The sequence below is a fragment of the Kitasatospora sp. NPDC058406 genome (genome assembly GCF_042722765.1).
GTDB lineage: Bacteria > Actinomycetota > Actinomycetes > Streptomycetales > Streptomycetaceae > Kitasatospora.
On the sequence record NZ_JBHXKE010000001.1, the window covers coordinates 79613 to 105914 of the forward strand.

Below are 26302 nucleotides of genomic sequence, written 5' to 3' on the forward strand. Positions count from 1 at the left end.
CCCGCCGGTCCCTCTCCGGCTACCCTCGAAAGCGACAAGGAGCTCCCGCCATGCAGGACATCGCCGAGCAGCTGCAGGCCTGGCACGCGTCCGGCCGCGCCTTCGCCGTGGCCACGGTGGTCGGGGTCTCCGGCAGCGCGCCGCGCGACCCCGGTGCCGCGCTCGCCGTCGACGAGGCCGGCGAGGCGATCGGGAGCGTGTCCGGCGGCTGCGTCGAGGGCGCCGTCTACGAGCTCTGCCGGGCCGCCCTGGAGTCCGGCCGGCCCGTCCTGGAACGGTTCGGCTACAGCGACGAGGACGCCTTCGCCGTCGGCCTGACCTGCGGCGGCGTCATCGACGTCTTCGTCCAGCCGGTCGTCCCCGGCGCCGACCCGGCCCTCGACACCGGCCTCGCCGCCGTCGCCGCGGGCACCCCGGTCGCCCTCGCCCGTGCCGTCGCCGGCCCCGCCGCCCTGCTCGGCGCCACCCTCACCGTCACCGCCGACACCCACCACGGCGCCCTCTCCCCCGCCCCCTCCACGGTGGCCGCCCTGGAACGGGCCCTGGTCACCGAGGCCCGGGCCATGCTCGACGCCGGCCGCACCGGACAGCTGGTGCTCGGCCTCGACGGACGCCCCTGCGACGAGCAGGAGCGGGGCACCGTGACCTTCTTCGTCGAGTCCTACGTGCCCCCGCCGCGGATGCTGGTCTTCGGCGCGATCGACTTCGCGGCGGCGGTCGTCCGGATCGGCAAGTTCCTCGGCTACCACGTCACCGTCTGCGACGCCCGCCCCGTCTTCGCCACCCGGCAGCGCTTCCCCGACGCCGACCGGGTCGTCGTCGACTGGCCGCACCGCTACCTCGACACCCAGCTCGACCGGCTCGACGGCCGCGCCGTGCTCTGCGTGCTCACCCACGACGCCAAGTTCGACATCCCGCTGCTGGAGCGCGCGTTGCGGCTGCCGGTCGGCTACGTCGGCGCGATGGGCTCCCGCCGCACCCACCGCGACCGGGAGGCCCGGCTGCGCGCGAGCGGCCTGACCGACGCCGAGATCGGCCGGCTGCGCTCCCCCATCGGTCTGGACCTCGGCGCCCGCACCCCCGAGGAGACCGCCGTGTCGGTCGCCGCCGAGATCGTCGCCCACCGCAGGGGCGGCAGCTGCCTGCCGCTCAGCGCCGGGGACGGGCCGATCCACCACGACCTGGCGCTCGCGGACGCCCCGGCGGACGCGGCGGAGCCGGGGAGCGTGCGGAAGCCGCACGCGGCCTGACCCGACGGGCCGCATCGGGTCGGGAACAGGTCAGGCCCGGTCAGGAACGGATCGGGTCGGTCAGGTCACCACGCTGTAGGCCTCGCAGATCAGCGGGGGCGCCGACGGGATCCCGATCTCGCGGAGGATCGGCAGCAGCACCGTCCCGAACTGCTCGAACGCCTCCCGGGACTCCCAGACGTCGGTGACGTGCCAGCCGCGACCGTCCGGATTCGGCCCCGACACGTGCAGCACCAGCCCGCGCACCGGCCAGTCGGCGGGACTGTTCAGCCCCGCGCCGCCGGTCAGCCGGTCCACCGCCTCCTCGTACTGCGCCTGGGAGAGTTCGGGGAAGTCGAAGGTCACGATGATCGCCATGAGGTGCTCCTGTCCGCGCCGGGGTGGCGATCCCAGTGCAGCCCGCGACCCACCGGGCGGCCATCCGGCGCCGCCGCCCGGGTGACGTTGCGTGGCCGCCGGGGCAGCGGGAGCCTGGAGAGGAGGACTCACCGCGAGCCCGCGGAAGGAGCACCGCCATGCGTGCCCTGCTGGAGATCGAGCTCGACACCGCGACGGCCAACCAGGTCGTCAGGGACGGCGCCGTCGCCGAGAAGTTCGACCGGATCATGGCCGGTCTGAAGCCCGAGGCCGTCTACGCCTTCGCCCGCAACGGCCGGCGCTGCCAGATCGCCGTCATCGACGTACCCGACGAGGCCGCGCTGCCCTCCGTCTGCGAGCCGTTCTGGCTGGAGTTCAACGCCTCCGTCGACGTGCACCTCTGCATGGACACCGACCAACTGCGCGAGGGCCTGCGCCGTCTCGGCAGCTGAACCGGCGACGCTAGGGCGTGTCCGAGACCGCCAGCCGCACGCCGAAGCCCAGCACCACCAGCCCGGTCACCCGGTCCATCGCCCGGCGCGCGGCCGGCCTGCGCAGCCAGCCGCGCAGCACCTGGGCGAAGCCCACCAGGACCGCCGACCAGAGCAGCCCCTCCGCGACGTGCACGCAGGTCAGCGCCACGCCCGCGGCGAAGTGCGGCGCCCCCGCCGGGATGAACTGCGGCAGCACCGCCACGTAGAAGACGCCGACCTTGGGGTTGAGCAGGTTGGTCAGCGTGCCGCGCCGCCAGCCGTGCGCCAGCCCGCCGCCGGACGGCTGCGCCTCCTCCGGCTCGGCGTCGCCGCCCTTGCTCCGGAGCATCCCGATCCCCAGCCACACCAGGTACGCGGCGCCCGCCCACCGCAGGATCTCGTACGCCAGCTGGGAGGCGGTGAGCAGCGCGGTGACGCCCGCCGAGGTCAGGGTGCCCCAGAGCAGCGTCCCGGTCTGGATCCCCAGCACCACGCCCCACGCCTGCCGCCGGTGCCCCAGCGCGGACGTGCGCAGGACCAGCGCGGTGTCGAGCCCGGGCGTGAGGGTCAGCAGCCCCACGACGAAGGCGAAGGACCAGAGGGCGGTGCTCATCTCCATGGTCCGTGATCGTACGGGCCGCCCCGCCCGCACACGGACACCCTGCGCGGCGGCCCCGGCGGCGGGCGGACGAGCGTCCGCTCCCCGCCGGGCACGACGTCAGTCGGCCGTCCCGGGTGGAACGACCCGAATGCGCAGGGCATCCGCCTTGGAACGGGCGCTGTGCACGATCTCCAGCTCGACAGCACCGCAGACGGCGAGCAGCCCGGCGTTGTGGAGCGGTTCGATCACCGCTCGAACCGCCGGCTTCGGGTACCGCGCGAATGCCGACTTGTCGATCAGAAAGCGCTCACTCACCGTGGTCCGCCGAACCGGTGAGGTCAGGCAGACCCCCTTCGGCAAGCCAGTTGAGGAAGGACTCACGCTTCCGACGATTGACCGCGTCCTCCAGGGCGGCATTGACCGTCGCCACCTTGGTGGTCGTCCCGAAGATCTCTGCGGCCTCGGCCAGCAGCTCGTCCTTGACGTCTATCACCGTGCGGGTCACAGCGGACCTCCGGGGATCGAAGAGCCTGTGGTGATATCGAAATTCACCGTATCCGATATCTCGGCCGCGGGATCAGGTCACGTTGAGGCGGGCGGCCAGGCGGAGCAGGCCCGGGGAGAGGCGGGAGAGGAAGCGGGCGGCCTTCGCCTCGGGCGTCACGGGGACGACGGCCTTCCCGGTCCGTACCGCGTGCAGGACGGCGGTGGCGACCTTCTCGGGCGGGAAGCCGCGGCGGGCGTAGAGCCTGGCGGCACGGGCCTGCTTGGCGGCCTGCTGGTCGGCGGTGGTCGCGGAGAAGGTGGAGGTGCGGGTGATGTTGGTGTTGACGATGCCGGGGCAGATCGTGGAGACGCCGATGCCGTGGCCGGCCAGCTCGGCACGCAGGCAGTCGGAGAGCATGAAGACGGCGGCCTTGCTGGTGGCGTAGGCGGTGAGCGCCTTGGACGGCAGGTAGGCGGCGGCCGACGCCAGGTTGACGATGTGACCGCCCTCGCCGCGGTCGGCCATCAGACTGCCGAACGCCCGGCAGCCGTGGATGACGCCCCAGAGGTTGACGTCGAGGACGCGCTGCCACTCCTTCTCGGTCGTCTGGAGGAAGGTCCCGGAGTGGCCGATGCCCGCGTTGTTGACGATCACGTCCGGCACTCCGTGCTCGGCGGCGACCTGCTGGGCGAAGGCGTCGACCGCGGCGCCGTCGCTGACGTCGACCCGGTAGGCGTGGGCGGGCGGCCCGATCAGGGCGGCGAGTTCGGCGGTGCGGCGGGCCGCGTCCAGGTCGAGGTCGCAGACCACCACCCGGGCACCGTCCTCGGCGAAGGCGAGCGCGGTGGCCCGGCCGATGCCGCTGCCACCGCCGGTGACGACGACGAGCCGGCCGTCCCCGGCGGCAGCGGCGGCGCGGTCCTCGGGGGCGTCCCGGCCGGCCTCGGTGCGGGCGACGTGTTCACGGACCATCCGGGCCAAGGCGGTTCCCTTCTCCAGCAGTGCGGACCAGTGGGTGGCGTGCAGGGTCCGGCGGGTCAGCCGCGGCACCCAGCGCTCCAGGCCCTCGGAGAGGTAGGTGCCCACGTAGTGGTCCCGGGTGAGGGTGATCAGCTGGACCGGCACCTCGGTGGGCCGTTCGCGCGGGTTGCGCAGCGCGGGCCGCATGTTGGCCCGGTACAGCTCGATGCCTCGCACCGCGTCCCGGCGCAGCGTGGGCTGCGGGTGGCCGGGGCGCGGGCTGACGCCCTCCAGGTCGCGCAGCACCCGGGGCCAGGCGCGGGCGAGGCCGAGCCGCCAGACGCCGGGGGCGAGGAAGGGCAGGTGGAAGGCGGTGATGTACCAGGAGTGGGCGCCCTGGGCGAGCAGTTGCCTCAGGTGGCGCGGGGTGGGGCGGCGGAAGCGGTCGCGGAGCCAGAACCCCATGTGGTCCAGGCAGGGCCCGGACATGGTGGTGTAGGAGGCGAGCCGTCGTTCGGCACCGGGGGTGGTGACGGCCTCCCAGGACTGCAGCGAGCCCCAGTCGTGGGCGACGACGTGCACCGGGCGGTCCGGGCTGACCGCGTCGGCGACGGCGAACAGGTCGTCGGCCAGCTGTTCCAGGCGGTAGCCCTCGCGGCCGGCCGGGACGCCGGAGGCGCCTGCGCCCCGGACGTCGTAGCGGACGACGTGGTGGTCGCGGGCGAGGTCGGCGGCGACGTCGTCCCAGACCACGTGGGTGTCCGGGTAGCCGTGGACCAGCAGGACGGTGGGGGCGCCCGGGTCGCCGTCCTCGAAGACGGCGAGCGGCAGGCCCCCGGAGTGGACGGTCCGGCGGCGGGAGGCGGCACGGTGCGGCACCCGGGGGGCGGGGTGCCCGGCGCGTCCGGTGTCGCGGCTGGTCGTCATCGGGTCGCCTCCTGAGCGGTCGCGGTGGTCGGGGTCGCGGTGGTCGGGGTGGTCGCGGCGGCGCCTGCCGCGGTCCAGCGGCGGACGTGCGGGAGGTCGTCGTCGAGCCAGTACGCGTCGTCCTCGGTGACCACCAGCAGCTCCTCGAACTTGATGCCGACCTCCCGGAAGCCGATGTGCGGCTCCACCGCCCAGAGGCCCGGGGTGGGCGCGTGCCGGGAGGAGCGGCCGTCCGCCCAGAGCGGGGAGCGGCCGTGCAGGCGCTCGCTGATCAGCTCGCGGCCGAGCGTCTGGAGTGTACGCACCCCGAAGCCGAACACGTTCACCCCCGCCGGGCCGCGGGCGGTCGTCCGGGTGACCTGATGGCCGATCACCCGGCCCGGGTAGACGCGGTGGCGGTTGTCGTAGCCGTGCGCCTCGATCTGCGCGTCGACCGCCGCGTACACGTCGGCGAGCGGCCTGCGGGCGCGGACCTCGGTGAGGATCAGCTCGCGGTAGACCCGGAGGTCGGCGGCGAGGCGGTCCCACACGCGGTTCTCGCCGACCTTGCCGCCGTAGCCGATGTCGGCGGTGTAGCCGTCGACGACGGGCGCACAGTCCAGCACGTACGGCATGCCCTCCGTCAGCCGGCGGTTGCCGGCGAAGAACTGCAGCGGCGTGTGGAAGTGCCGGAACGCCGTCCGGTCGCCGAACCAGGCGAACGGCACGTGGAAGAAGTCCTGCACACCGGCCGCGACCAGCCGGCGGCGCAGCCGGGCGGTCGCCTGCCGCTCGGTGACCCCGGGTTCGATCCAGGCGGCGACCTCCTCGGCGCAGTGGTAGGCGAGCTGCTGGGTCTCCCGGAAGCGGGCGAGGTCGTGCTCGGTGTAGGGGAAGGCGGGGGTGCGCGGCACGGCGGGGGCTCCTTCTGGGGGATCGGCGGCCTACGGCCGGTCGGACGGGTCCTGCGCCCGGGGCCGGCCGGGCGCACCGAGGTCGAGCACCAGGGTCTCGCCCGCGGCGGCCCGGGAGACGCAGGGCAGCAGGGCGCCGGCGGCCCGCTGTTCGGCGGTGAGGCGGCGGTCGCGGTGGTCGGGGGTGCCGGCCAGCAGCCGGACCTCGCAGGTGCCGCAGAAGCCCTGGTGGCAGGAGTACGCCAGGTCGGGGCGGGCCTCCCGGAGCACGTCCAGGGCCGAGCGGTCGGCCGGGACGTCGAGGGCCGGTCCGTCGGTGCCGAGGCGGACGGTGAACGGCTCGCCGTCGGTGATCGGCGCGGCGCCGAACCGTTCGAAGTGCAGGGAGGCGGCGGGCGATCCGTCGAGGGCCCGCTGGACGGCGGCGAGCATCGGGGCCGGGCCGCAGCAGTAGACGGCCGCACCGCGCGGGGCGCGGGCGAGGAGCTCGGCCCCGGTGGGCGGGCCGCCGTGCTCGTCGTCGGTGCGCAGGTGGACCCGGTGCGGGTCGAGGGCCCGCAGCTCCTCGGAGAACGGGAGGGTACCGGCGCTGCGGCCGACGTGGACGAGGTGCCAGTCCAGGCCGTGCCGCCGGGCCTCGCGGGCCATCGGGAGCAGCGGGGTGATGCCGATGCCGCCGGCCACCAGGAGGACCGCCGGTTCGGCGCAGAAGGCGAAGCCGTTGCGGGGACGGCGGGCGGTGAGCCGGGTGCCGGGGTGGAGGGTGTCGTGGACCTCGGCGGAGCCGCCGCCGCCCGCGGGCAGGTGCCGGACGGCGATCCGGTAGGCGGCGGGGTCGGCCGGGTCGCCGCAGAGGGAGTAGTGGCGCTCGCGGCCGGACGGCAGCACGAGCCGCAGGTGGGCGCCGGGCTGCCAGGGCGGGAGGGGACCGCCGGAGGGGTCCGCGAGGGTGAGTTCGACGACGTCGGTGGCGGCCGGGCGCCGGGCGGTGACGACCAGTTGGAGCGCCGGGGTGGGGCGGCCGGGCGGGCGGCGGGGGTTGCGCCGGAGCAGCGGGCTGCCGAGGGCGGGGCTGTAGCGGTCGCCGAAGGCGGTGAGGAAGCGGAAGAAGGTGTCGGCGCGGGGGCGGCCGTAGAGGTCGGGGGGTGGGGTGCGCAGATCCATCCGGCGGGGTCCTTGGGTCCTTGGGTCCTGGGCGGCGGGTGGGCCGGGGGCGGGTGGGCCGGCGGCGGGCCCCGGGGCGGGGGCCGCCGTCCCCGTCAGCGGCCGGCGGCGGCGCGGGCGGCCGGGGAGGTGGCGAGGTAGCCGAGGGCCTGGCTGGAGGACCCCTCCTGGGTGGGGTGGTACCCGGGCCGGAGGTAGCGCAGGCCGGAGCGAATCGAGGTGAGCGGGTCGGGCAGCAGTCCGCGCCTGGCGATCCGGCCGGCCTCGCGCCAGGTGGGCCTGATCCGGCCGTCGAGGGTCGGGTCGGCGGCGAGCAGGAAGCGGGCGCCGCGCACCCAGAGGTGGACGAGGAGCGGCCCGGAGATCGCCATGCCGCGGATCCGCCGCAGGTAGCCGGGGTCGAGGTGGACCATCAGGTCGTAGGCGACGCTGCGGTGCTCGACCTCCTCGGCGCCGTGCCAGCGCAGCAGGTCGAGCATGGTCGGGTCGGCCTCGGCCCGGTCCAGGCCCGGGGAGTTGAGCGCCCAGTTGCCGAGGAAGGCGGTGAAGTGCTCGATGGCGGCGACGAACGCGACCCGCTCGATGATGTTCTCGCGCTGCCGGGCGGGCGTCAGCCCGGGCTTGTCGCCGAGGACCCGCTGGAACAGCCAGGAGATCTGACGCACGTACGGGCGGGGGTCGAGGCCCTGCCCGAGCAGGTGGTCGAGGACCTCCTGGTGGGCCTCGGCGTGGATGGCCTCCTGGCCGATGAAGCCGAGCACCTCGTCCCGCAGCTGCTCGTCCCGGATCATCGGCAGGGCGTCCTTGAACACCTTGACGAACCAGCGCTCGCCCTCCGGGAGGAGGAGGTGCAGGACGTTGATGACGTGGGTGGCCATCGGCTCGTCGGGAATCCAGTGCAGCGGCAGTCCGGACCAGTCGAAGCGGACGTCGCGGGGCTCCAGGACGAGGCTCTCGTGCACCCGGACGGCCGGCGCGGCGAGGGCGGGAACGGGGGTGGGGCTGGACATGACGGGGCCCTCCTGACCTGCGGGTGGCGGCTCGTGGCGGCTCGACCCGGCAAAACGTACTCGCGGGTAGTGCGCGCCACAAGAGGTTCGACACCTCTTATCGACATCGAGTCTAATAAGTGATGTGCACCGCGGCGGGCCCGGCGAAACACCCGGGGCCGACGGCCCGGCACCCCGGGAAACACGAGGACCCCGCCGCGGCGCGACGGGGTCCTGCGATCCTCCGCGGTGCTTCAGACGGCCATGGCCAGCATCAGCGGCGCGGCCCGGACGGCGAGCAGCTCGGCGGCGGCCTTCAGCCGGTGCACGTTGTCCACCGGCATCGAGGTGGCCAGGCAGCCGACCGTGCTGCCGGCCGTGACCGGGACCGCGGCGCAGACCGTGCCGAGCGCGTACTCCTGGATGTCCAGCACCGGAACGGTGGCCGGCTGACGCTCCAGACGGTGCATCAGCTGGTCGGCGTCGGTGACCGTCCGGGAGGTCAGCCGGGCCACCGGGTGCCGGGCGAGGTGGTCCCGGCGCGCGTCGTGGTCGAGCTGGCTGAGCAGGCACTTGCCGATCGCGCTGGCGTGCGCGGTGGCCCGGAAGTCCACCCACTCCTGCACCGCCGGCGCGTGGTCGCCCGCCGACACCGCCTCCACCGACAGCTCGCCGTCGTGGTAGCGGCTGAAGTACACCGCCGCGCCCAACTCGTCCCGGAGCTCCTCCAGTTTGCGATCCAGCCGGACCCGCACCAGCTGCTCCCGGTTCTGCTGCCCGAGCAGCGCGAAGGTGCCGCCGAGCACCCAACCGCCGTCCTGGCACATGAGGTAGCCCTCGATCTCCAGGATCTCGGCGAGCCGACGGACCGTCGGCAGCCCGAGGGACGTCTCCCTGGCCAGCGTGACCAGCGTGGCCCCTCCGGGGTGCCGGTCGACCGCCTCCAGCAGTCTGAGGGCGTGCTGCAGGGAGGTGAACGGACCGGGCAGGCCCTGGGCCGGCGCGGCGTGGCGACCGGGGGCTGGTGTCGACATGTCGTCCCCTTCCGATGTCCCCCCGCAGGTGTGACCGGCGGGTGGTGTCCAGCCTATCCACCGCTGTACACCGCCATCCGCCCCTCTGCGGATTTTCGTGCAGGTGCGGTGAAGCACTTGACGGGCATATGCCCCGCCGATGCCCCCGCGTACCCCCGCCCGCCGGGTGGCGCAGCGGCGGACGTTCCTGACCGTCGATCGGCGGCAGGGCGCCTGCGGCGGGCGGTGGCGGGCGTCCGGCTGGCGGACGGGCACCGGGCCGCTCCCCCACTGCCTGGGGGAACGGCCCGGTCGGGGGGCGGCGCCGGGGTGCGGGCCCCGACGGCCGGGGAGGGTGGTCCGGTGGATCAGCCCTCGTCGCCGGCCCGGAGCCTGGTGACGGCGGCCTCCAGGCGGGCGCCGTACTCCTGGTCGGCGGCGTGGAAGTGGGCGAGGTTCCGCTCCACGACGTCGTCGCGGGAGACCTGGGCCAGGAAGCCGGCCAGGTTGTCGATCAGGCGGGCCCGCTCGGCCTCCGGCATCAGCCGGTAGAGCTCACCGGCCTGGAAGAAGTCGTCGTCCTTGGTGTGGGCCGGGGTGGTGTGGGTGCCGGTCCAGCCGCTCAGCCCGGTCGGCGCGGCGAGCGCGGCGCCGGTCTGGGCCGGCCCGTCGTAGGAGTTGGGCTCGTAGTTGCGGGCACGGCCGGCCGGGTTGAGCGCGCCGAGGCCGTCCCGGCCGTAGTTGGCGGCCTCGGTCGCGCGCGGGGCGTTGACCGGCAGCCGGGTGTGGTTCACCCCGAGGCGGTAACGCTGGGCGTCGGCGTACGCGAACAGGCGGCCCTGGAGCATCTTGTCCGGGGACGGGCCGATGCCGGGCACGAAGTTGTTCGGCGAGAACGCGGCCTGCTCGACCTCGGCGAAGACGTTCTCGGGATTGCGGTTGAGCACCAGGCGGCCGACCTTGACCAACGGGTAGTCGGCGTGCGGCCAGACCTTGGTCAGGTCGAAGGGGTTGAACCGGTAGTCGGCGGCCTCGGCGACCGGCATCAGCTGGACGTAGAGGGTCCAGGACGGGAACACCCCGCGCTCGATGGCCTGGTGGAGGTCGCGCTGGTGGCTGTCGGCGTCGCCGCCGACCGCCTCGGCGGCCTGGGCGGCGTCCAGCGAGCGGATCCCCTGGTTGGTCTTGAAGTGGTACTTCACCCAGTAGGCGTCACCCTGCTCGTTGACCCACTGGTAGGTGTGCGAGCCGTACCCGTTCATGTGGCGGTAGGACGCGGGGATGCCGCGGTCGCCGAAGAGCCAGGTGATCTGGTGGGTCGACGCGGGCGAGTGGGCCCAGAAGTCCCAGACGTTGTCGGCCTCCTGGACACCGGTGTACGGGTCGCGCTTCTGGGAGTGGATGAAGTCGGGGAACTTCAGCGGGTCCTTGATGAAGAAGACCGGGGTGTTGTTGCCGACGAGGTCGTAGTTGCCCTCCTCGGTGTAGAACTTGAGCGCGAAGCCGCGCGGGTCGCGGACGGCGTCGTTCGAGCCCAGGTTGCCCGCGACCGTGGAGAAGCGGAGGAACACCTCGGTGCGCCTGCCGACCTCGCCGAGGAAGGCGGCCCGGGTGTACGGCGAGACCTCGTCCGTGACCTCGAAGTAGCCGTACGCGCCGGAACCGCGGGCGTGCACGACGCGCTCCGGGATGCGCTCACGGTTGAACCGGGCGAGCTTCTCCAGCAGGTGCTGGTCCTGGACCAGCAGCGGACCGTAGGCGCCGGCCGAGGCCGAGTTCTGGTTGTCGGCGACCGGGGCGCCGGACTCCGTGGTCAGGATCTTGGACATGACGGGTCCTTCGGATGTCGATAAGGGTGTGACGCTTGGGGGAATGCGGCGCCGCCCCGGGCCGCGGCGGGAGGGCTCCGCGGGTGGCGCGGAGCCACCGCGGCCGCGGCCCCCGGCCTGCGGCGGCGCCGGTCGGGACACGGGCTCCGGCGCCGGTTCAGATGCCGAGCAGGCGCCAGGCGGCCGAGCGGCGGCGGGAGGAGTGCTCGCCGTCGGGGCCGTCGGCCGGGCTGAGCGCGGCGACGGCGGTGCGGGCGGCGTCGGCGTCCACCAGCGGGCGGGCCGCGGCCAGTTCGGCGGCCTCCCCGGCGGTGAGACCGGCCTCGACGAGGGCCGCGGCGGCCTCGTCGACCGGGACGGCGTCGAACCAGCGCAGCGCGAGACCGGCCCGGCCCGCCTCGGTCGGGCGGCCGGTGAGGCGGAGGCGGGCGAGGCCGCCGTCGGGGTACACGTTGATCCGCACATGGGTCACCGGGCGGGCCGGGTTCAGCCGGAAGCGGTGCCGGGTGTCGGGCTGGAGGCGGGTGCGCGGCAGGAGCGCGAACCAGCCGTCCGGGTCGGCGGCGGGGTCACCGCCGGCGGAGGCGTCGTAGCCGACCAGGTCGGCCCAGCCGGGGGCGTTGGCGACGAAGTGGGTGGTGTCCACCTCGGCGGCCAGGACCTCGCCGCCCCCGGCCAGGGCGATCCGCACCCAGTCGTTGGCCTTGTCACGCCGACGCCGGGTCTCCCAGCCCTCACCCATGACGGAGGCGCGGCCGGGAGCGTTCAGGTTGTGCGGGGAGGAGAAGTAGCGGTCGGAGGCGGCCTCCGCGACACCGCCGTGCTCCTGGGCGGCCAGGTCGAAGGTGAGGCCGTCCAGCTCGCGCGGGTCGGGAAGCACCTCGCCGTGGACGCGGAGCCGGGCGACACCGCCGTCCGGGAAGATGTTGAGCCGTACGTGGGTGAACCGGGTGGCGCTGCTCACCTCGAACGCGTGGGCGGTGTCGCCCCGCAGCGGGGTGCGCGGAAGGATCTCCACCCACGCGGCGGCCGCGACCTCGGCGGGCGAGGGGTGGCCGGGTATCGAGGCGGCCTCGACGGAGGCGCTCTCCGGGTAGTTCCCGGTGAAGTGCGCGGTGTCGACGACCAGGCCGCGGATCACTCCGGCGGCGCCGAGCCGGACGACCGCCCAGTCGTGGTCCTCGTCGGTGGGGTGCGGCTGTTCGGCACCCGTGCCCCGGCGCCGCCGGGACTCCCAGCCGTCCATGATCTGGCCCTTGTGGCCGAAGGTGTGCGGGCGGAACACGGCGGCCTCGGCGACCAGCAGGTTCTCGGCGTCGGCGAAGGTGTCCTCGTTGGTGGCGACGACACCGGCGCCGAGCCGGCGGGAGGCCAGGTCGACCAGCTCGGTGAACGGGGCGTTCGGGGTGGGGACGGTGGTCACTGCGACTCCTCGGGGCCGGGGGTCGGACGGGTGGACCGGGCGGGCCCGGGACCGGTGGACACGGGGCCGGTGGGCCCGGAGCCGGTGGGCCGCGGGCGGGTGAGCTGGACGCCGAACGGCTCGCCGGCGACGTCGACGACCCGGCCGCGCAGCCAGGTGGTGCGGACGGCGCCGGTGAGCGTCCGGCCCGCGTACGGGGTGACGGGGTTGCGGTGGTGCAGGTCGGCGGCGTGCACGGCGAAGCGGCCGTCGGGGTCGAAGGCCACCAGGTCGGCGTCGTGGCCGACGGCGACGGCGCCCTTCGTCCCGGTGAGACCGGCCAGCCCGGCCGGGCCGGCGGACATCCAGCGGACCACGTCGGAGAGGGTGTGACCGCGCCGCCGGGCCTCGGTCCAGACCGCGGGCAGGCCCAGCTGGAGCGAGGCGATGCCGCCCCAGGCGGCCGCGAAGTCCCCGCTGCCGCCGCGTTCGGGCAGCAGCTTGAGGTCGGGGGTGGACGGCGAGTGGTCGGAGACGACCGCGGCGAACTCCCCTGCGGCCAGGGACTCCCAGAGGGCGTCGCGATTGGCCTCGTCACGGATCGGCGGACAGCACTTGAACGCGGTGCCGCCGTCCGGGACCTGCTCGGCGGTGAGGGTCAGGTAGTGCGGACAGGTCTCGGCGGTGACCTCGACACCGTCCGCGCGGGCCCGGCGGAGCAGCGGCAGCACGGCGGCCGAGGAGACGTGCAGGACGTGCACCCGGGCGCCGGTGCGCCGGGCGGTGTCGAGCAGCCGGGCCACCGCGGCGGTCTCCGCACCGGCGGGCCGGGAGGCGAGGAAGTCCCGGTAGTGGACGCCGGGTTGCTGCGGTGCGGCGGAGAGGACGGCCGGGTCCTCGGCGTGGATGATGGCGAGCGCGCCGATTCGGGCCTGTTCGGCGAGGGCGGCCTCCAGATCGGCCTGTTCGAGGTGCGGGAACTCCTCGACGCCGCTCGGTGCCAGGAAGGACTTGAAGCCGAACACGCCCGCACGGTGCAGGGGTTCGAGGTCAGCGAGGTTTCCGGGCACGGCCCCGCCCCAGAAGCCGAGGTCGACCCAGGCCTGACCCTCCGCGGTCTTCCGTTTGACCTCCAGCCCGGCCGGGGTGGTGGTGGGCGGCACCGAGTTGAGCGGCATGTCGACGACGGTGGTGACACCGCCGGCGGCGGCCGCCCGGGTGGCGGTGGCGAAGCCCTCCCACTCGGTGCGGCCGGGTTCGTTGACGTGCACGTGGGTGTCGACCAGGCCGGGGAGCAGCGCGGTGTCACCGAGGTCGGTGAGCGCGTGGCCACCGGCGGGGAGGGAGCCGTGCGCGGCGATCCGCGCGATCCTCCCGTCCCGGACCAGCACGTCCGCGGGGCGCTCGCCGTCCGGCAGGACCACCCGGCGGGAGCGGATCACCGCGGTCTCGCTGATGGGCATGGGGGACCTCCGAAACCTGGTCGAGGGGTGGGGTGCGCCGAAGGATGGCCCGGAGCCTAGGGCCGCCTTCAACAAATCGTCAATGGAGGAAACTACGAGGGTCCGCGCCGGTCACCGGTGGAGGAACTCCGCCGCCAGTCGCTCCCCCGCGACCTCGGCGAGCTCTCCCGCCCTGGTCAGGCCGTCACCGGGCTGCTCGCCCAACTCGCTGAGCGCGTACGCGGCGGCGAAGCCGGCCGCCCGCCACTCGCGTTCGGACAGTTCCACCCGTCCCGCCACGGCGGCCACCCGGACCCCCGCCCGGGCGGCGGCCGCCGCGACGCCGGCGGGGGCCTTGCCGTGGAGCGTCTGCGCGTCCAGGCAGCCCTCGCCGGTGACGACGAGGCGTGCCCCACGCACGGCCGCGTCGAAACCCAGCAGGTCGAGCAGGAGCTCGAAGCCGGGTCGCATGGTGGCGCCCAGCAGGGCGAGCGCCGCGAAGCCGACCCCGCCCGCGGCCCCCGCGCCGGGGGCGTCGCGCACCTCGCGGCCGACCGTCGCGCCGACCGCGTCGGCGAACCGGGTCAGAGCTTCCTCCAGGACCAGCAGGTCCTCCCCGCTCGCGCCCTTCTGCGGGCCGTAGACGGCCGTCGCGCCGCGCGGACCGAGCAGCGGGTTGTCGACGTCGCAGGCGACCACGATCTCGACGCCCGCCAGGGTGCCGGCGAGCCGTCCGGGGTCGATCCGCTCCAGGCGCCTCAACGCCGCTCCACCGGGCGGGAGTTCGACGCCTTCGCCGTCGAGCAGCGAGACGCCGAGCGCCTGGACCATCCCGGCCCCGCCGTCGGTGCAGGCGCTTCCGCCGAGGCCGAGCACGATCCGCTTCGCCCCGAGCCCGACGGCCCGGCCGATCAGCTGGCCGACCCCGTAGGAGCCGGCCGCGAGCGGGGCGGTCCGGCCGCCGGGGAGCCGGGCCAGCCCGGAGGCCTGGGCCAGCTCGACCACGGCGGTGTCGCCCCGGACGGCGAGCGCGGCGTCCACCGGCAGGCCGGTCGGGCCGGCCACCTTGGCGGGAACGCGGGCGAAGCCGGCCGCGAGCGCGGCGGCCAGGGTCCCCTCGCCGCCGTCGGCGACGGGCAGTTCGCGGACCTCGGTACCGGGGGCGGCACGGCGGATGCCGGCGGCGATCCGGGCGGCGGCCTCGGCGGCCTCCAGGGTGCCCTTGAACTTGTCGGGAGCTACGACCACATGGCCCTGGTGGGAGGTGGGGGGCATGGCGTGGGCCTCACTTCTGGTCTGGCGATGGTCCGTCAAGCATGGGCCCCGGCACATCCGGGGCGGCTCCCTCCCCGCCGTCCCCCTCGTCCCGCTTCCGGAGGGCGAGGGACTCCCCTCGACGGGGGAGGGAGCCGGGCGACGCGCCGCTCGGCACGACCGAAGTGCCCCTGGAGGGTGGGCGCGTCACCGTCCGGTCGACCGGCGGGCGGGCGGATGAGCCCCGCACCGCCCGCCGGTCGGGCCGGTCGCCGCCCCGGCCGCACGGGTACGCACGCGGCCGGAGCGGCAGGTGGCGACCTCCCGGTGGCGCGGGCACGACCGGACAGGTACACGCCACCGGGAGGAGTCGAGGGGCCGGGAGGGCTACTTCACCTCGCGGCCGGAGAGCCGCTCGACGCCGCGCAGCAGCGCCGAGTGGTCGAGGGAGCCGTCGCCGTTGGCACGGGCGGAGGCGACCAGCTGGGCGACGACCGCGCCGACCGGGAGGGCGGCGCCGACGGCGCGGGCGGCCTCGGTGACGATCCCCATGTCCTTGTGGTGCAGGTCGATGCGGAAGCCGGGGGCGAACTCGCGGTTCAGCATGTTGGTCTTCTTGCGGTTCAGCACGGTCGAGCCCGCCAAACCGCCGCCGAGCACGTCCAGCGCGGCCCCGAGGTCGACGCCGGCGTTCTCCAGGAAGACCACGGCCTCGGCCACGGCCTGGATGTTGACGGCGACGATCAGCTGGTTGGCGGCCTTGACCGTCTGGCCGGCCCCGGCCGGGCCGACGTGGACCACCGTGGTGCCGAGCACGTCGAACAGCGGCTTGGCCTCGGCGAAGTCCTCGGCGGCGCCGCCGACCATGATCGAGAGAACGGCCTCGACCGCGCCCGCCTCGCCACCGGAGACCGGGGCGTCCAGCGCACGGACGCCCTTCTCCCGGGCGGCGGCCTCGACCCTGATCGAGGTCTGCGGGGTGATGCTCGACATGTCGATGACGAGCGTGCCGGGCCGGACGTTCTCCAGGACGCCGCCCTCGCCGAGGACGGCCTGCTCGACCTGCGGGTCGGCCGGGACCATGGTGATCACGACCTCGGCGTCCCGCACCGCGTCCGCGATGCTGGTGGCGCCGTGGCCCCCGGCCGCGACCAGGGCGTCGATCTGCGGCCGGGTGAGGTTGTAGCCGGTGACGTGGTGGCCGGCGCCGACCAGGTTGGCGGCCATCGGGCTTCCCATGATGCCGAGGCCGATGAAGGCGATCTTGCGGCTCATCGCGTCGTTCCTTCTGTCCGTGGAGCGGGGAGGGTGGGGTGGGCGGCCGGCGCGGCCGGGCACGGCCTAGGCGACGCGGTGCTCGCGCGGGAGCCACCCGAAGCTGTCGGCGCTGACGCCGGTGGACGGGCGGTACTCGAGGCCGATCGGGCCGGTGTAGCCGGCGGCGGTGAGCCGGGCGAAGAGGTCCTCGAAGTCCAGCCCGCCGGTGCCCGGCTCGTTGCGGCCGGGGGTGTCCGCGATCTGCACGTGGCCGATCCGGTCGGCGTACGCGTCGATGACGGCCGCCGGGTCCTCGCCGTTGCGGGCCAGGTGGTAGAGGTCGCAGAGGAACCTCGCGTTGCCCAGGCCGGTGGCGGCGTTGACTCTGTCGACCACCTCGACCGCGGCGGCGGCGGAGACCAGCGGGTAGTCCGGGGACTCCGGCCGGTTCAGCGCCTCGATCAGCAGCACCGCGCCGATCCCGTGCGCGGCCCGGGCGGCGAGGACGAGGTTCTCCAGCGCGAGGGCGTCCTGCCCGGCCGGGTCCTCGCCGGCGACCCGGTTGCCGTAGAGGGCGTTGAGGGCCGGGGTGCCGAGCGAGGCGGCGAGGGCGGCGGCGACGGGGACGTTGGCCCGGAACCGCTCCTTCTCGGACGGCACCGAGACGGTACCGCGCGCCCCCTTCACGAGGTCGTCGAGGAAGTTGAGGCCGGTGAGCCGTACGCCGGCGTCGGTGAACGCCTTGCGGAGCGCGTCCAGCTCCGCCTCGGCGGGGCTGTGGTCCTCGCCGAACGGCCACCACAGCTCGGCGGCGGTGAATCCGGCGGCGGCCGCCGCGGCCGGGCGCTCCAGCAGCGGGAGCTCGCCGAACAGGATCGACAGGTTGACCGTGAAGCTGTGCCGGGAAGCGGCGGTCACGTCCATCACCTCGTGTCTCTCTTCCGTCATCCACAACTTCCACGATTCGGAAGAGGGATTCTGTCTGGTGGAAGCATGTCCGGCCCCTCGGAGAACTGTCAAGGCGTCTACAACATTTTGTTGAAGACTCCGCCCGCCCCGACCGCGCAGTCGCCACCGAGCGGCCCGAACCGGCCACTGACCGCCCCACCCCTCGCTCGCTACAGTGAGCGGGTGCGATTGATGGTGGAGTTCACGACAGAACCGTTCGAGCTGGACACGTTCCCGGAGCACGCCGCGGCGGCCCGGAAGGCGGTCGACGAAGCAGGCCTGGCCGTCGCGGTCGGCCCCTTCGGCACCGGCGCCGAAGGCGAGGCCGACCAGGTCCTGGCCGCCGTGACCCGGCTGCTCCGGGAGAGCCTGGACGCCGGCGCGACCCGGATATCGGTCCAGGTCAGCGTGCTCGGCGACGAAGGCGCCGACGCGCCCGAGGAGGGTGGTAGGCCGTGACCGAGCACGTCGAACACCCGCTCGCCGCGGCGCTGAAGCCGCTGCTGGACGCGGTCGGCGCGACGCCCCTCCCGGTGGGCGAGGCGAAGCCCGAGGACGTCGTCCTGGAGTGGGAGGGCGCACCGGCACTGGCCGTCCGGCTGCCCCACCTGAGCAACGCGCTGGACCGCCTGCTGGCCGAGACGGCCCGCCAGTTCGACGGCCGGCCGCTGGCCGAGCTGGACCGCTGGGAGAAGCAGCGCGTCGTCGCCCTGCTGGAGGAGCGCGGCGCGTTCACCGTCCGGCACGGCGTCGAGACGGTCGCCACGGCACTCGGCGTGAGCCGCTTCACCGTGTACAACTACCTCAACCGCCAGGACGGTTCGAAGTCCGGCTGAGCCCGCGGGCCCGGGTGCGCCCCGCCGGCAGGGTCAGTGTGACCCCGCCCCCGGCGGGGCGCACTTGTCGCATCACACACGAGAGACCCCGCGACCAGGGCCGTCGCGAAACGTAACCACCAACCGTTCAACAAAGTGTTGACGACCTGATCCCACCGATCTAGCTTGTGCGGGTGGCACCACTCCCCAGGAGGTCCACCCGTGACCAACCACCCCCACGCCCTTGAAGCCCTGACGGCGGCCGACGCCGCCGAGCTGAGGGAGATCCTGCTGGACGTCTGCTCCAGCCCCGGCTGGGCCGACGCCGTCGTCGCGGCCCGACCGTGGACCGACCGCCGGGCACTGCTCGACGCCAACGCCGAGGCCGTGGCCGGGCTCTCCGCCGCCGACCTGCACGACGCGATGGCCGGCCACGCCCGGATCGGCACGCCCAGGCCGGGCGACGCCGCCTCCGAGCGCGAGCAGGCCGGCGTCCTCGGGGCCGAGGACGCCCTGCTCGACGAACTGCGCCGGGCCAACGCCGCCTACGAGGCCAAGTTCGGCCACGTGTTCCTGATCTGCGCGACCGGCCGTACCGCGGCCACCATGCTCGCCGCCCTGCGCGAGCGCCACCCCAACGACCCGGCCACCGAGGCCGAGATCGTCCGGGAGGAACTGCGGAAGATCAACGACATTCGCATCAACCGCCTGCTCGACGATAACTGACGCATCATCAGGTATCACTGACGCAGGATCACCACTGCCATCAGTAAGGTCACCCACCCATGACCGGCATCTCCACCCACGTGCTCGACACCAGCCTCGGCCGCCCGGCCGAGGGCGTCCCGGTCGAGCTCGCCCAGCACACCGAGGGTGGCTGGCAGGTGCTCGGCACCTCCGCCACGGACTCCGACGGCCGGGTCGAAGACCTGCCGGCCGTGGAGGCGGGCTCGGTCGTCCGGCTGCTCTTCGACACCGCCGCGTACTACGCGCCGGCGTCGGCCGAGCCGCCGTTCTTCCCCGAGGTCTCGATCGTCTTCACGGTCGCACCCGCGCAGCACCACTACCACGTGCCGTTGCTGCTCAACCCCTTCGGATACTCGGTCTACCGCGGAAGCTAGACCGCTCGATTGATATGGGAGCCACGCCATGGCCCACGTGCTCGGCCAGAACCAGTACGGCAAGGCGGAGAACCGCATCGTCCGGGTCTACCGCGACTCCACCCGCCACGAGATCAAGGACCTGAACGTCTCGGTCGCCCTCTCGGGCGACTTCGAGGACGTCCACCTGACCGGGTCGAACGCCCACTGCCTCCCCACCGACACCACCAAGAACACCGTGTACGCCTTCGCCAAGGAGCACGGGATCGAGTCGGCCGAGGCCTTCGGCATCACCCTGGCCCGCCACTTCGTCGACAGCACCGAACCGGTGCACAGCGCCCGGATCCGGATCGAGGAGTACGCCTGGGACCGGATCCGCACCCCGGACAGCAGCGCGCGCTTCATCGGCTCCGAGGAGGTCGGCCACTCCTTCGTCCGCTCCGGCCAGGAGACCCGCACCACCGAGATCGTCTACGACGGCGGGTCGGTCCAGGTCGTCTCCGGCCTGAAGGACCTGGTCGTGCTGAACTCCACCAACTCGGAGTTCTGGGGCTACATCAAGGACCGGTACACCACACTCCGGGAGGCCTACGACCGCATCCTGGCCACCCAGGTCACCGCCCGGTGGAAGTACGGCTACACCGGCCGGGACGACGAGGCCCAGCCCAACTGGAACCGCTCCTACACCCACGTGCGGCGCCACCTGCTGGAGGCGTTCGCCGAGACCTACTCCTACTCGCTGCAGCAGACCCTGCACGCGATGGGCACCCGCGTCCTCAACAACCGCGCCGAGGTGGACGAGGTACGCCTCGAACTGCCCAACAAGCACCACTTCCTGGTCGACCTGGAACCCTTCGGCCTGAAGAACGAGAACGAGGTCTACTACGCCGCCGACCGGATGTACGGCCTCATCGAGGGCACCGTGCACCGTGAGGGCGTCGTCCCGGTCATCCCGGTCGCCTGACCTCCGCCACCCGCTCCACCCGTTTTCTCCACCCCCACCCACCGGAGACCGTGCCCCCCTCGCGGCGGCCGGCCCGGGGAGCCGGAGAGACCGGCCGAGGGACCCTTGCACCGCCGTCCCGACCTCGGCCACCACGTGATCGACCGCTCTCCAGCGCCACGGGCGCGCCGGGAGCCACGGGCACAAGAGGGGCTCGACATGGCACCCAGCACCACCGGCACCACCGACGGCGGTTCCACCCCTGAAGGATCCCCCGGTCCGGACGCGGCCTCCGGGGCCTCCGGGCCCGGAGCCCCGGGCGCCCCGGGCAGTCCGGCGAGGACGGCGGAGGTCCACCCCGTGGACCAGCTGCTGCCACCCGTCAGGCTCGTCACCACCGGACTCCAGCACGTCGCCGCGATGTACGCGGGAGTCGTCGCTCCCCCGCTCATCGTCGGCGCCGGCGTGGGCCTCTCCCCCGCCGAACTCGCCCTGCTCATATCGGCCAGCCTGTTCACCGCCGGGCTGGCCACCCTGCTCCAGACCCTCGGCGTCCGGCGGATCGGCGCACGGCTGCCGTTCGTGAACGGCGTGTCGTTCGCCGGCGTCGCCCCCATGATCGCCATCGCCAAGGAGCACGGACCCGAGGACGCCCTCCCGGTGATCTTCGGCGCGGTGATCGTCGCGGGGGTCCTGTGCCTCCTCGCGGCGCCGTACTTCTGCAAGCTGATCAGGTTCTTCCCGCCGGTCGTCCAGGGCACCGTGATCACCCTCATCGGGGTGTCCCTGCTCCCGGTGGCCGTCAACTGGGCGCGCGGCGGTTCGCCGGACGCCCCCGGATACGGTTCCATGCGGGCCGTCGGACTCGCCGCGCTCACCCTCGCCGCGGTGGTCCTCGGCAACCGGCTGCTGCGCGGCTTCTGGCAGCAGCTCTCCCTGCTCCTCGGGCTGGCGGCCGGCACCCTGCTCGCGTTCCCGCTGGGCCTCGCCGACTTCGGCGCGGTCCAGGACGCACGGATCTTCGCGCTGCCCTCCCCCTTCCACTTCGGCGCACCGGCGTTCGACGCGGCCGCGATCGCCTCGCTCTGCATCGTCATGGTGGTCTCGATGACCGAGTCCACCGCCGACATGCTCGCGCTCGGCCGGATCGTCGACCGCGAGGCCGACGAGAAGGTGCTCGCCGCCGGCCTGCGGGCCGACGGGCTGGCCACCGCGCTCAGCCCGGTCTTCAACGGCTTCGCCGCCAGCGCCTTCGCCCAGAACATCGGGCTGGTGGCCCTGACCCGGATCCGCAGCCGCTTCGTGGTCGCGACCGGCGGCGGCATCCTGGTCCTGCTCGGGCTCTTCCCGGTGCTCGGCTCGGTCGTCTCGGTCGTCCCGCAGCCCGTCCTGGGCGGCGCCGGGATCGTGCTGTTCGGCACGGTCGCCGCCAGCGGCATCCGCACCCTCGCGGAGGCCGGCCTGGACTCCGGCGCCAACACGGTCCTGGTCTCGGTCTCGCTCGGCGTCGGCATCGTCCCGATCGCCGCACCGACCTTCTACGACGCGTTCCCGGAGGCCGTCCGCACCCTGCTGCACTCCGGGATATCGGCCGGCTGCGTGGCGGCCGTCCTGCTCAACCTGCTCTTCCACCACCTCGGCGCCGCCCGCCGGTCCACCCCCGACGCCGCACCCGACGCGCCGGCGCCGACGGCGACACCGTCCTGACCCACCGGGCGGGCATGCGCCCCGTGCCCGCCCGGCCCTCCCCCTTGGAGTCACACCATGGCAGTCCAGCCCCCGCCCGCCGATCAGCGGATCGTCATCGAGAACGCCGCGATCGCCACCGTCGACGCCCGCGACACCGAGTACACCCGCGGCCACGTGGTCATCCTCGGCAACCGCATCGAGTCGGTCGGCGAGGGCCCCGCCCCGCAGTGGCTGGACAACGTGGTGCGCCGGATCAACGCCGAGGGCCACCTCGTCACCCCCGGCCTGGTCAACACCCATCACCACTTCTACCAGTGGATCACCCGCGGCCTGGCCCAGGACGACATCCTCTTCGACTGGCTCGTCGCCCTCTACCCCACCTGGGCCCGGGTCGACGACCGGCTCGTCCACGCCGCCGCCCAGGGCTCCGCCGCCGCGCTGCTCAAGTCCGGCTGCACCACCGCCGCCGACCACCACTACGTCTTCCCGAAGGACGGCGGCGACATCCTCGGCGCCGAGATCGAGGCCGTCCGCGAGCTGGGCCTGCGGTTCACCGCGCTGCGCGGCTCGATGGACCGCAGCAAGAAGGACGGCGGGCTGCCCCCGGACCACGCCGTCGAGGAGCTCGACACCATCCTGACCGCCTCCGAGGAGGCCGTCGACCGGTACCACGACGCCTCCTCCGACTCCATGCTGCAGATCGCCCTCGCGCCCTGCTCCCCGTTCTCGGTCTCCACCGAACTGCTGCGCGAGTCCGCAGTCCTGGCCCGCCGCAAGGGCGTCCGCCTGCACACCCACGGCTCCGAGACCGCCGAGGAGGAGGCGTTCTGCAAGCAGCTGTTCGGAATGGGCCCGACCGACTACTTCGAGTCGGTCGGCTGGCTCGGCGAGGACGTCTGGATGGCGCACTGCGTCCACATGAACGACTCCGACATCGCCAAGTTCGCCGAGACCGGCACCGGCGTCGCCCACTGCCCGTCCTCCAACGCCCGGTTGGCCGCCGGCATCGCCCGCGTCCCCGACATGCTGAGGGCCGGCGTACCGGTCGGCCTCGGCGTCGACGGCACGGCCTCCAACGAGTCCGGCGAGCTGGGCACCGAACTGCGCAACGCGCTGCTGATCAACCGCCTGCACGGCTCCCCCCGCGCGCTCACCGCCCGCCAGGCGCTGCGGCTGGGCACCATGGGCGGCGCCCGGGTCCTCGGCCGCCAGAACGAGATCGGCTCGGTCGAGGCCGGGAAGCTCGCCGACCTCGCCCTCTGGAAGCTCGACGGTCTCATGCACTCCTCGATCGCCGACCCGGTCGCCGCCCTCACCCTCGGCGCCCTGCCGCCGCTGTCCGTGCTCTTCGTCAACGGCAACGCGGTCGTCGAGAAGGGGCAGTTGACGACGGTGAACGAGGACCGCATCGCCCGGGCCTGCGCCCGCGCCGCCCGGGAGCTCGCCGCCCGGCCCGTCTGACCGCGCCGCCGGGGCGCGCCGTCCGCCCCGCACTCCGTCCGCTCCGCACGAGCACCACACCTCCGAACTCCGGGCCGCCCAGGGACGGTGCGTCACCCGGACTCCGCCGGTCGCCCCCTCGGGGGCTCCCGGCGGACCGCCCCCCCCGCCCCCCCGCGCTGGGGCGGGGGGGGGGGGGGGGGGCTCGGGGGCGGACCCGTCGCGGGGCCGGGGCCGGGCGGGGGCGGGGTCGGGCGGGGGGCGGCCGAGTGCCGACGGGCCGGCGACCACGTCCACCGCACCGTACGGGACGGCCGAAAAGGAGCCGCCCCCTGCTCCAACACGGCAGAGGGCGGCAGGCGTTGCGCCGGGTAGCCTGGGGTTTCAGCCCAGCAGGGGAAGCGCGGGGAGGGTCAGGAACTCCTCGAACTCCTCGGCCAGGGCGACCTGTTCGAAGAGCTGGGCGGCCTCGCGCCAGCGTCCGGCGGCGTAGGCCTCGGCACCGAGTTCGGCCCGGAGCCCGGCCAGTTCCTCGGCCACCAGGCGGCGCACGAGGTCGGCGGTGGCCTTCTCCCCGGTGTCGGCGAGGACGACGTCGTTGTGGATCCACTGCCAGATCTGCGAGCGGGAGATCTCGGCGGTGGCGGCGTCCTCCATCATGTGGAAGATGGCGACCGCGCCCACGCCGCGCAGCCAGGCCTCGATGTAGCGGACCCCGACCTGGACCGCGTTGTGCAGACCCGCACGGGTGCAGCTGCCGCCGGCGCCAGCGACGTCCAGCAGGTCGGCGGCGGTGACCGGTTCGGCCGGCCCGGGGTTCTCCTTCTGGTGCGGGCGGTCGCCGAGGACGGCGTCGAAGCAGGAGCGGGCGACCGGGACGAGGTCCGGGTGGGCGACCCAGGAGCCGTCGAAGCCGTTGCCCGCCTCGCGCTCCTTGTCGGCGGTGACCTTCACCAGGGCGGCCTCGTTGACCGCGGGGTCCCTGCGGCTGGGGATGAACGCGGCCATGCCGCCGATCGCGTGGGCACCGCGCCGGTGGCAGGTCCGGACGAGCAGCCGGGTGTAGGCGGCCATGAACGGCGAGGCCATGGTGACGCTGTTGCGGTCCGGCAGGATGAAGTGCTCGCCGGCGTCACGGAAGTTCTTGACGATGGAGAACAGGTAGTCCCAGCGGCCCGCGTTGAGCCCGGCGGCGTGCTCGCGCAGCTCGTAGAGGATCTCGTCCATCTCGAACGCGGCGGTGACGGTCTCGATCAGGACGGTGGCCCGGACGGTGCCGTGCGGGATGCCGAGTTCGGCCTGCGCGTGGGTGAAGACGTCGTTCCAGAGCCGCGCCTCCAGGTGGCTCTCGGTCTTCGGGAGGTAGAAGTACGGACCGGAGTTCGGGTCCCCGCCGCCACGGGCGAGCAGCCGGGCGGCGTTGTGGAAGAAGTAGAGGCCGAAGTCGAGGAAGGCGCCGGCCACCGGTTCGCCGTCGACCAGGAGGTGGGTCTCGTCCAGGTGCCAGCCGCGCGGGCGGACCACGACGGTGGCCAGCTCGGCGGCGGGCCTGAGCGTGTAGGCCCTGCCGGCCGGGGAGGTGAAGTCGATCCGGCCCTCGAAGGCGTCGATCAGGTTGAGCTGACCGCCGACGACGTTCTCCCAGGTCGGGGAGGTGGCGTCCTCGAAGTCGGCGAGCCAGACCCGGGCGCCCGAGTTGAGCGCGTTGATCACCATCTTGCGGTCGGTGGGGCCGGTGATCTCGACCCGCCGGTCCTGGAGCGCCCGGGGCGCCTCGGCGACCTTCCAGTCGCCGGCGCGGACGGCGGCCGTCTCCGGGAGGAAGTCCAGGGTGCCGGTGCGGGCGATCTCGGCACGGCGCGCGCGGCGGCGGGCGAGCAGCTCGCGACGGCGGTCCTCGAACGCGCGGTGCAGGCCGACGACGAAGGCGACCGCCTCCGGAGTGAGCACCTCCTCGGCCCGGTGGACGCGCGGACCGGCGACAGTGACGACCGGAGCGGCGGGAGAGGCGCCGGGTCCCTGATCTGTAGCCATGAGCAGGACACTCCTAAGACAGTTGATCCTTGAGACGGTTGATCGGCAGGTGATCCGAACCCCGGCAAGCGGAGGACTTGATTCTGTAAGGTGGAGACTAGTTTCCGCGATACAGAATTTCAACGGTTTGTTGAGGAGATCGCCGAGACTGTACTCCTCCCCCGACAGCGAAGGAAACGCCGGTGGCCCCGACCTCCGACAGCCCGTCCGACAGAGCCTCCGACCGGGCCCCGGCCCCGGAGCGCGCCACCGGCGGCGTGCAGTCCGTCGAGCGCGCCTTCCACCTGCTGGAGGCACTGGCCGACTCCGGCGGCGTGGCGACGCTCAGCGAACTCTCCGCCTCCTCCGGTCTGCCCATGCCCACCATCCACCGCCTGGTTCGTACCCTCGTACAGCAGGGCTATGTCCGCCAGGACACGGCGCGCCGCTACACCCTCGGCCCGCGGCTCATCCGGCTCGGCGAGACCGCCGGGCGACTGCTCGGAAGCTGGGCCCGTCCCTACCTGGCCGAGCTGATGGAGGCCACCGGCGAGACGGCCAACCTGGCCGTGCTGGAGGGCGGCGAGGTGGTGTACGTCGGGCAGGTGCAGTCGCGGCGCTCGATGCGGATGTTCACCGAGGTCGGCCGCCGGGTGCAGCCGCACTGCACCGGGGTCGGCAAGGCGCTGCTGGCACAGCTGCCCGAGGAGGAGGCGCGCGCCGTCCTGGGCCCCAACCCGCTGGCCGCCCACACCCCGCACACCGTGACCGACCCGCAGGAGCTGATCCGCCAGCTCGCCGAGGCGCGCGAGCGCGGTTACGTGGTGGACGACCAGGAGCAGGAGATCGGGGTGCGCTGCATCGCGCTCGCCGTCCCCGGCGCGCCCACGCCGACGGCGCTCTCGGTCTCCGGACCGGAGGCCCGGGTCCGGGCGCTGGAGGAGCAGGCCGGATCCGCCTCGCTGGTGCCGGTGATGCACGAGATCGCGGCCCGGCTGGGACAGGTCCTGGCCCCCTGACACCGCCCCGCCGGAGGCCCGGCCAAGGCGCTGTCGG

The 26302-nt window shown here is 74.0% G+C and carries 25 protein-coding genes and 1 pseudogene; 10 read left to right on the forward strand and 16 right to left on the reverse strand.

Translation table 11 applies throughout. From position 1 onward, the window contains the following. Positions 1-50 precede the first annotated feature (50 nt). Entirely contained in the window at positions 51-1250 is a 1200-nt protein-coding gene (locus tag ACFWOG_RS00330) for an XdhC family protein (RefSeq protein WP_380353312.1), read from the forward strand. A 60-nt stretch (positions 1251-1310) separates the two neighbouring features. Here ACFWOG_RS00330 and ACFWOG_RS00335 read toward each other — a convergent pair whose 3' ends face one another. Continuing rightward, the gene (locus tag ACFWOG_RS00335; protein ID WP_329880474.1) at positions 1311-1607 is read right to left on the reverse strand and encodes a hypothetical protein; all 297 of its coding nucleotides are present in this window, start codon (positions 1605-1607) and stop codon (positions 1311-1313) included. Between the two features lie 158 nt (positions 1608-1765). Between ACFWOG_RS00335 and ACFWOG_RS00340 the strand changes: the two genes are divergently transcribed. Further along, positions 1766-2059, forward strand: a complete 294-nt coding sequence (locus tag ACFWOG_RS00340; RefSeq protein WP_329948895.1) for a hypothetical protein — start codon at positions 1766-1768, stop codon at positions 2057-2059. 10 nt (positions 2060-2069) lie between these two features. On the opposite strand, the gene ACFWOG_RS00345 is transcribed toward ACFWOG_RS00340, so the two are convergent. From ACFWOG_RS00345 to ACFWOG_RS00410, 14 genes and pseudogenes are all read right to left on the reverse strand, one after another. Then, positions 2070-2699, reverse strand: coding sequence for a LysE family translocator (locus ACFWOG_RS00345; protein ID WP_329880477.1), 630 nt, complete (start codon positions 2697-2699; stop codon positions 2070-2072). Positions 2700-2798: 99 nt separating this feature from the next. After that, positions 2799-2996: a hypothetical protein gene (locus ACFWOG_RS00350; RefSeq protein ID WP_380353315.1), complete on the reverse strand. Its 198-nt coding sequence runs from the start codon at positions 2994-2996 to the stop codon at positions 2799-2801. Beyond that, positions 2989-3186, reverse strand: a complete 198-nt coding sequence (locus tag ACFWOG_RS00355) for a type II toxin-antitoxin system VapB family antitoxin (protein WP_329880480.1) — start codon at positions 3184-3186, stop codon at positions 2989-2991. Before ACFWOG_RS00355 ends, ACFWOG_RS00350 begins: the two co-directional genes overlap by 8 nt. A gap of 72 nt (positions 3187-3258) precedes the next feature. After that, positions 3259-5055, reverse strand: a complete 1797-nt coding sequence (locus tag ACFWOG_RS00360) for an SDR family oxidoreductase (protein ID WP_380353318.1) — start codon at positions 5053-5055, stop codon at positions 3259-3261. Further along, positions 5052-5948, reverse strand: a complete 897-nt coding sequence (locus ACFWOG_RS00365) for a M24 family metallopeptidase (RefSeq protein WP_380353321.1) — start codon at positions 5946-5948, stop codon at positions 5052-5054. The genes ACFWOG_RS00360 and ACFWOG_RS00365 overlap by 4 nt, the downstream gene beginning before the upstream one ends. A gap of 30 nt (positions 5949-5978) precedes the next feature. After that, positions 5979-7112, reverse strand: a complete 1134-nt coding sequence (locus ACFWOG_RS00370) for a PDR/VanB family oxidoreductase (protein ID WP_329880484.1) — start codon at positions 7110-7112, stop codon at positions 5979-5981. A gap of 95 nt (positions 7113-7207) precedes the next feature. Then, a complete protein-coding gene (locus ACFWOG_RS00375) occupies positions 7208-8122 on the reverse strand; it encodes a metal-dependent hydrolase (protein ID WP_380353323.1) in 915 nt (304 codons plus the stop codon). Positions 8123-8355: 233 nt separating this feature from the next. Then, the gene (locus tag ACFWOG_RS00380) at positions 8356-9135 is read right to left on the reverse strand and encodes an IclR family transcriptional regulator C-terminal domain-containing protein (protein ID WP_329880488.1); all 780 of its coding nucleotides are present in this window, start codon (positions 9133-9135) and stop codon (positions 8356-8358) included. Positions 9136-9482: 347 nt separating this feature from the next. After that, on the reverse strand, positions 9483-10943 hold the full coding sequence (locus tag ACFWOG_RS00385; protein WP_329948900.1) for a catalase: 1461 nt from the start codon (positions 10941-10943) through the stop codon (positions 9483-9485). A 367-nt stretch (positions 10944-11310) separates the two neighbouring features. Continuing rightward, positions 11311-12366, reverse strand: a pseudogene (alc, locus tag ACFWOG_RS00390) (allantoicase); the annotation flags it as partial. Beyond that, positions 12363-13808, reverse strand: a complete 1446-nt coding sequence (gene allB / locus ACFWOG_RS00395; protein WP_380353328.1) for an allantoinase AllB — start codon at positions 13806-13808, stop codon at positions 12363-12365. The gene allB and the pseudogene alc, both read right to left, overlap by 4 nt. 111 nt (positions 13809-13919) lie before the next feature. Then, positions 13920-15062, reverse strand: a complete 1143-nt coding sequence (locus ACFWOG_RS00400; protein WP_380353331.1) for a glycerate kinase — start codon at positions 15060-15062, stop codon at positions 13920-13922. A 366-nt stretch (positions 15063-15428) separates the two neighbouring features. Then, complete coding sequence (locus tag ACFWOG_RS00405; protein WP_329948904.1) at positions 15429-16316, reverse strand: 2-hydroxy-3-oxopropionate reductase; 888 nt, start codon at positions 16314-16316, stop codon at positions 15429-15431. Positions 16317-16382: 66 nt separating this feature from the next. Continuing rightward, a complete protein-coding gene (locus ACFWOG_RS00410) occupies positions 16383-17246 on the reverse strand; it encodes a TIM barrel protein (protein ID WP_380353334.1) in 864 nt (287 codons plus the stop codon). A gap of 192 nt (positions 17247-17438) precedes the next feature. Between ACFWOG_RS00410 and ACFWOG_RS00415 the strand changes: the two genes are divergently transcribed. From ACFWOG_RS00415 to ACFWOG_RS00445, 7 genes are all read left to right on the forward strand, one after another. Then, a complete protein-coding gene (locus ACFWOG_RS00415) occupies positions 17439-17705 on the forward strand; it encodes a thiamine-binding protein (RefSeq protein WP_329950530.1) in 267 nt (88 codons plus the stop codon). After that, complete coding sequence (locus tag ACFWOG_RS00420) at positions 17702-18082, forward strand: helix-turn-helix domain-containing protein (protein WP_329880499.1); 381 nt, start codon at positions 17702-17704, stop codon at positions 18080-18082. Before ACFWOG_RS00415 ends, ACFWOG_RS00420 begins: the two co-directional genes overlap by 4 nt. Positions 18083-18283: 201 nt before the next feature. Continuing rightward, positions 18284-18787, forward strand: coding sequence for a 2-oxo-4-hydroxy-4-carboxy-5-ureidoimidazoline decarboxylase (uraD, locus tag ACFWOG_RS00425; RefSeq protein WP_380353338.1), 504 nt, complete (start codon positions 18284-18286; stop codon positions 18785-18787). A gap of 59 nt (positions 18788-18846) precedes the next feature. Continuing rightward, positions 18847-19182 (forward strand): hydroxyisourate hydrolase, encoded by a 336-nt coding sequence (gene uraH, locus ACFWOG_RS00430; protein ID WP_329880501.1) that lies wholly within the window; start codon positions 18847-18849, stop codon positions 19180-19182. Positions 19183-19210: 28 nt separating this feature from the next. Then, the gene (pucL, locus tag ACFWOG_RS00435; protein WP_329950517.1) at positions 19211-20125 is read left to right on the forward strand and encodes a factor-independent urate hydroxylase; all 915 of its coding nucleotides are present in this window, start codon (positions 19211-19213) and stop codon (positions 20123-20125) included. A 198-nt stretch (positions 20126-20323) separates the two neighbouring features. Next, positions 20324-21811 (forward strand): nucleobase:cation symporter-2 family protein, encoded by a 1488-nt coding sequence (locus ACFWOG_RS00440; RefSeq protein WP_380353342.1) that lies wholly within the window; start codon positions 20324-20326, stop codon positions 21809-21811. 57 nt (positions 21812-21868) lie between these two features. After that, a complete protein-coding gene (locus ACFWOG_RS00445; RefSeq protein ID WP_329950515.1) occupies positions 21869-23254 on the forward strand; it encodes an 8-oxoguanine deaminase in 1386 nt (461 codons plus the stop codon). Between the two features lie 363 nt (positions 23255-23617). Here the strand turns inward: ACFWOG_RS00445 and aceB are convergent, their stop codons facing one another. Then, positions 23618-25267: a malate synthase A gene (gene aceB, locus ACFWOG_RS00450; RefSeq protein ID WP_380353346.1), complete on the reverse strand. Its 1650-nt coding sequence runs from the start codon at positions 25265-25267 to the stop codon at positions 23618-23620. A 182-nt stretch (positions 25268-25449) separates the two neighbouring features. Between aceB and ACFWOG_RS00455 the strand changes: the two genes are divergently transcribed. Then, the gene (locus ACFWOG_RS00455; RefSeq protein ID WP_329950513.1) at positions 25450-26265 is read left to right on the forward strand and encodes an IclR family transcriptional regulator; all 816 of its coding nucleotides are present in this window, start codon (positions 25450-25452) and stop codon (positions 26263-26265) included. Positions 26266-26302: the final 37 nt, after the last annotated feature.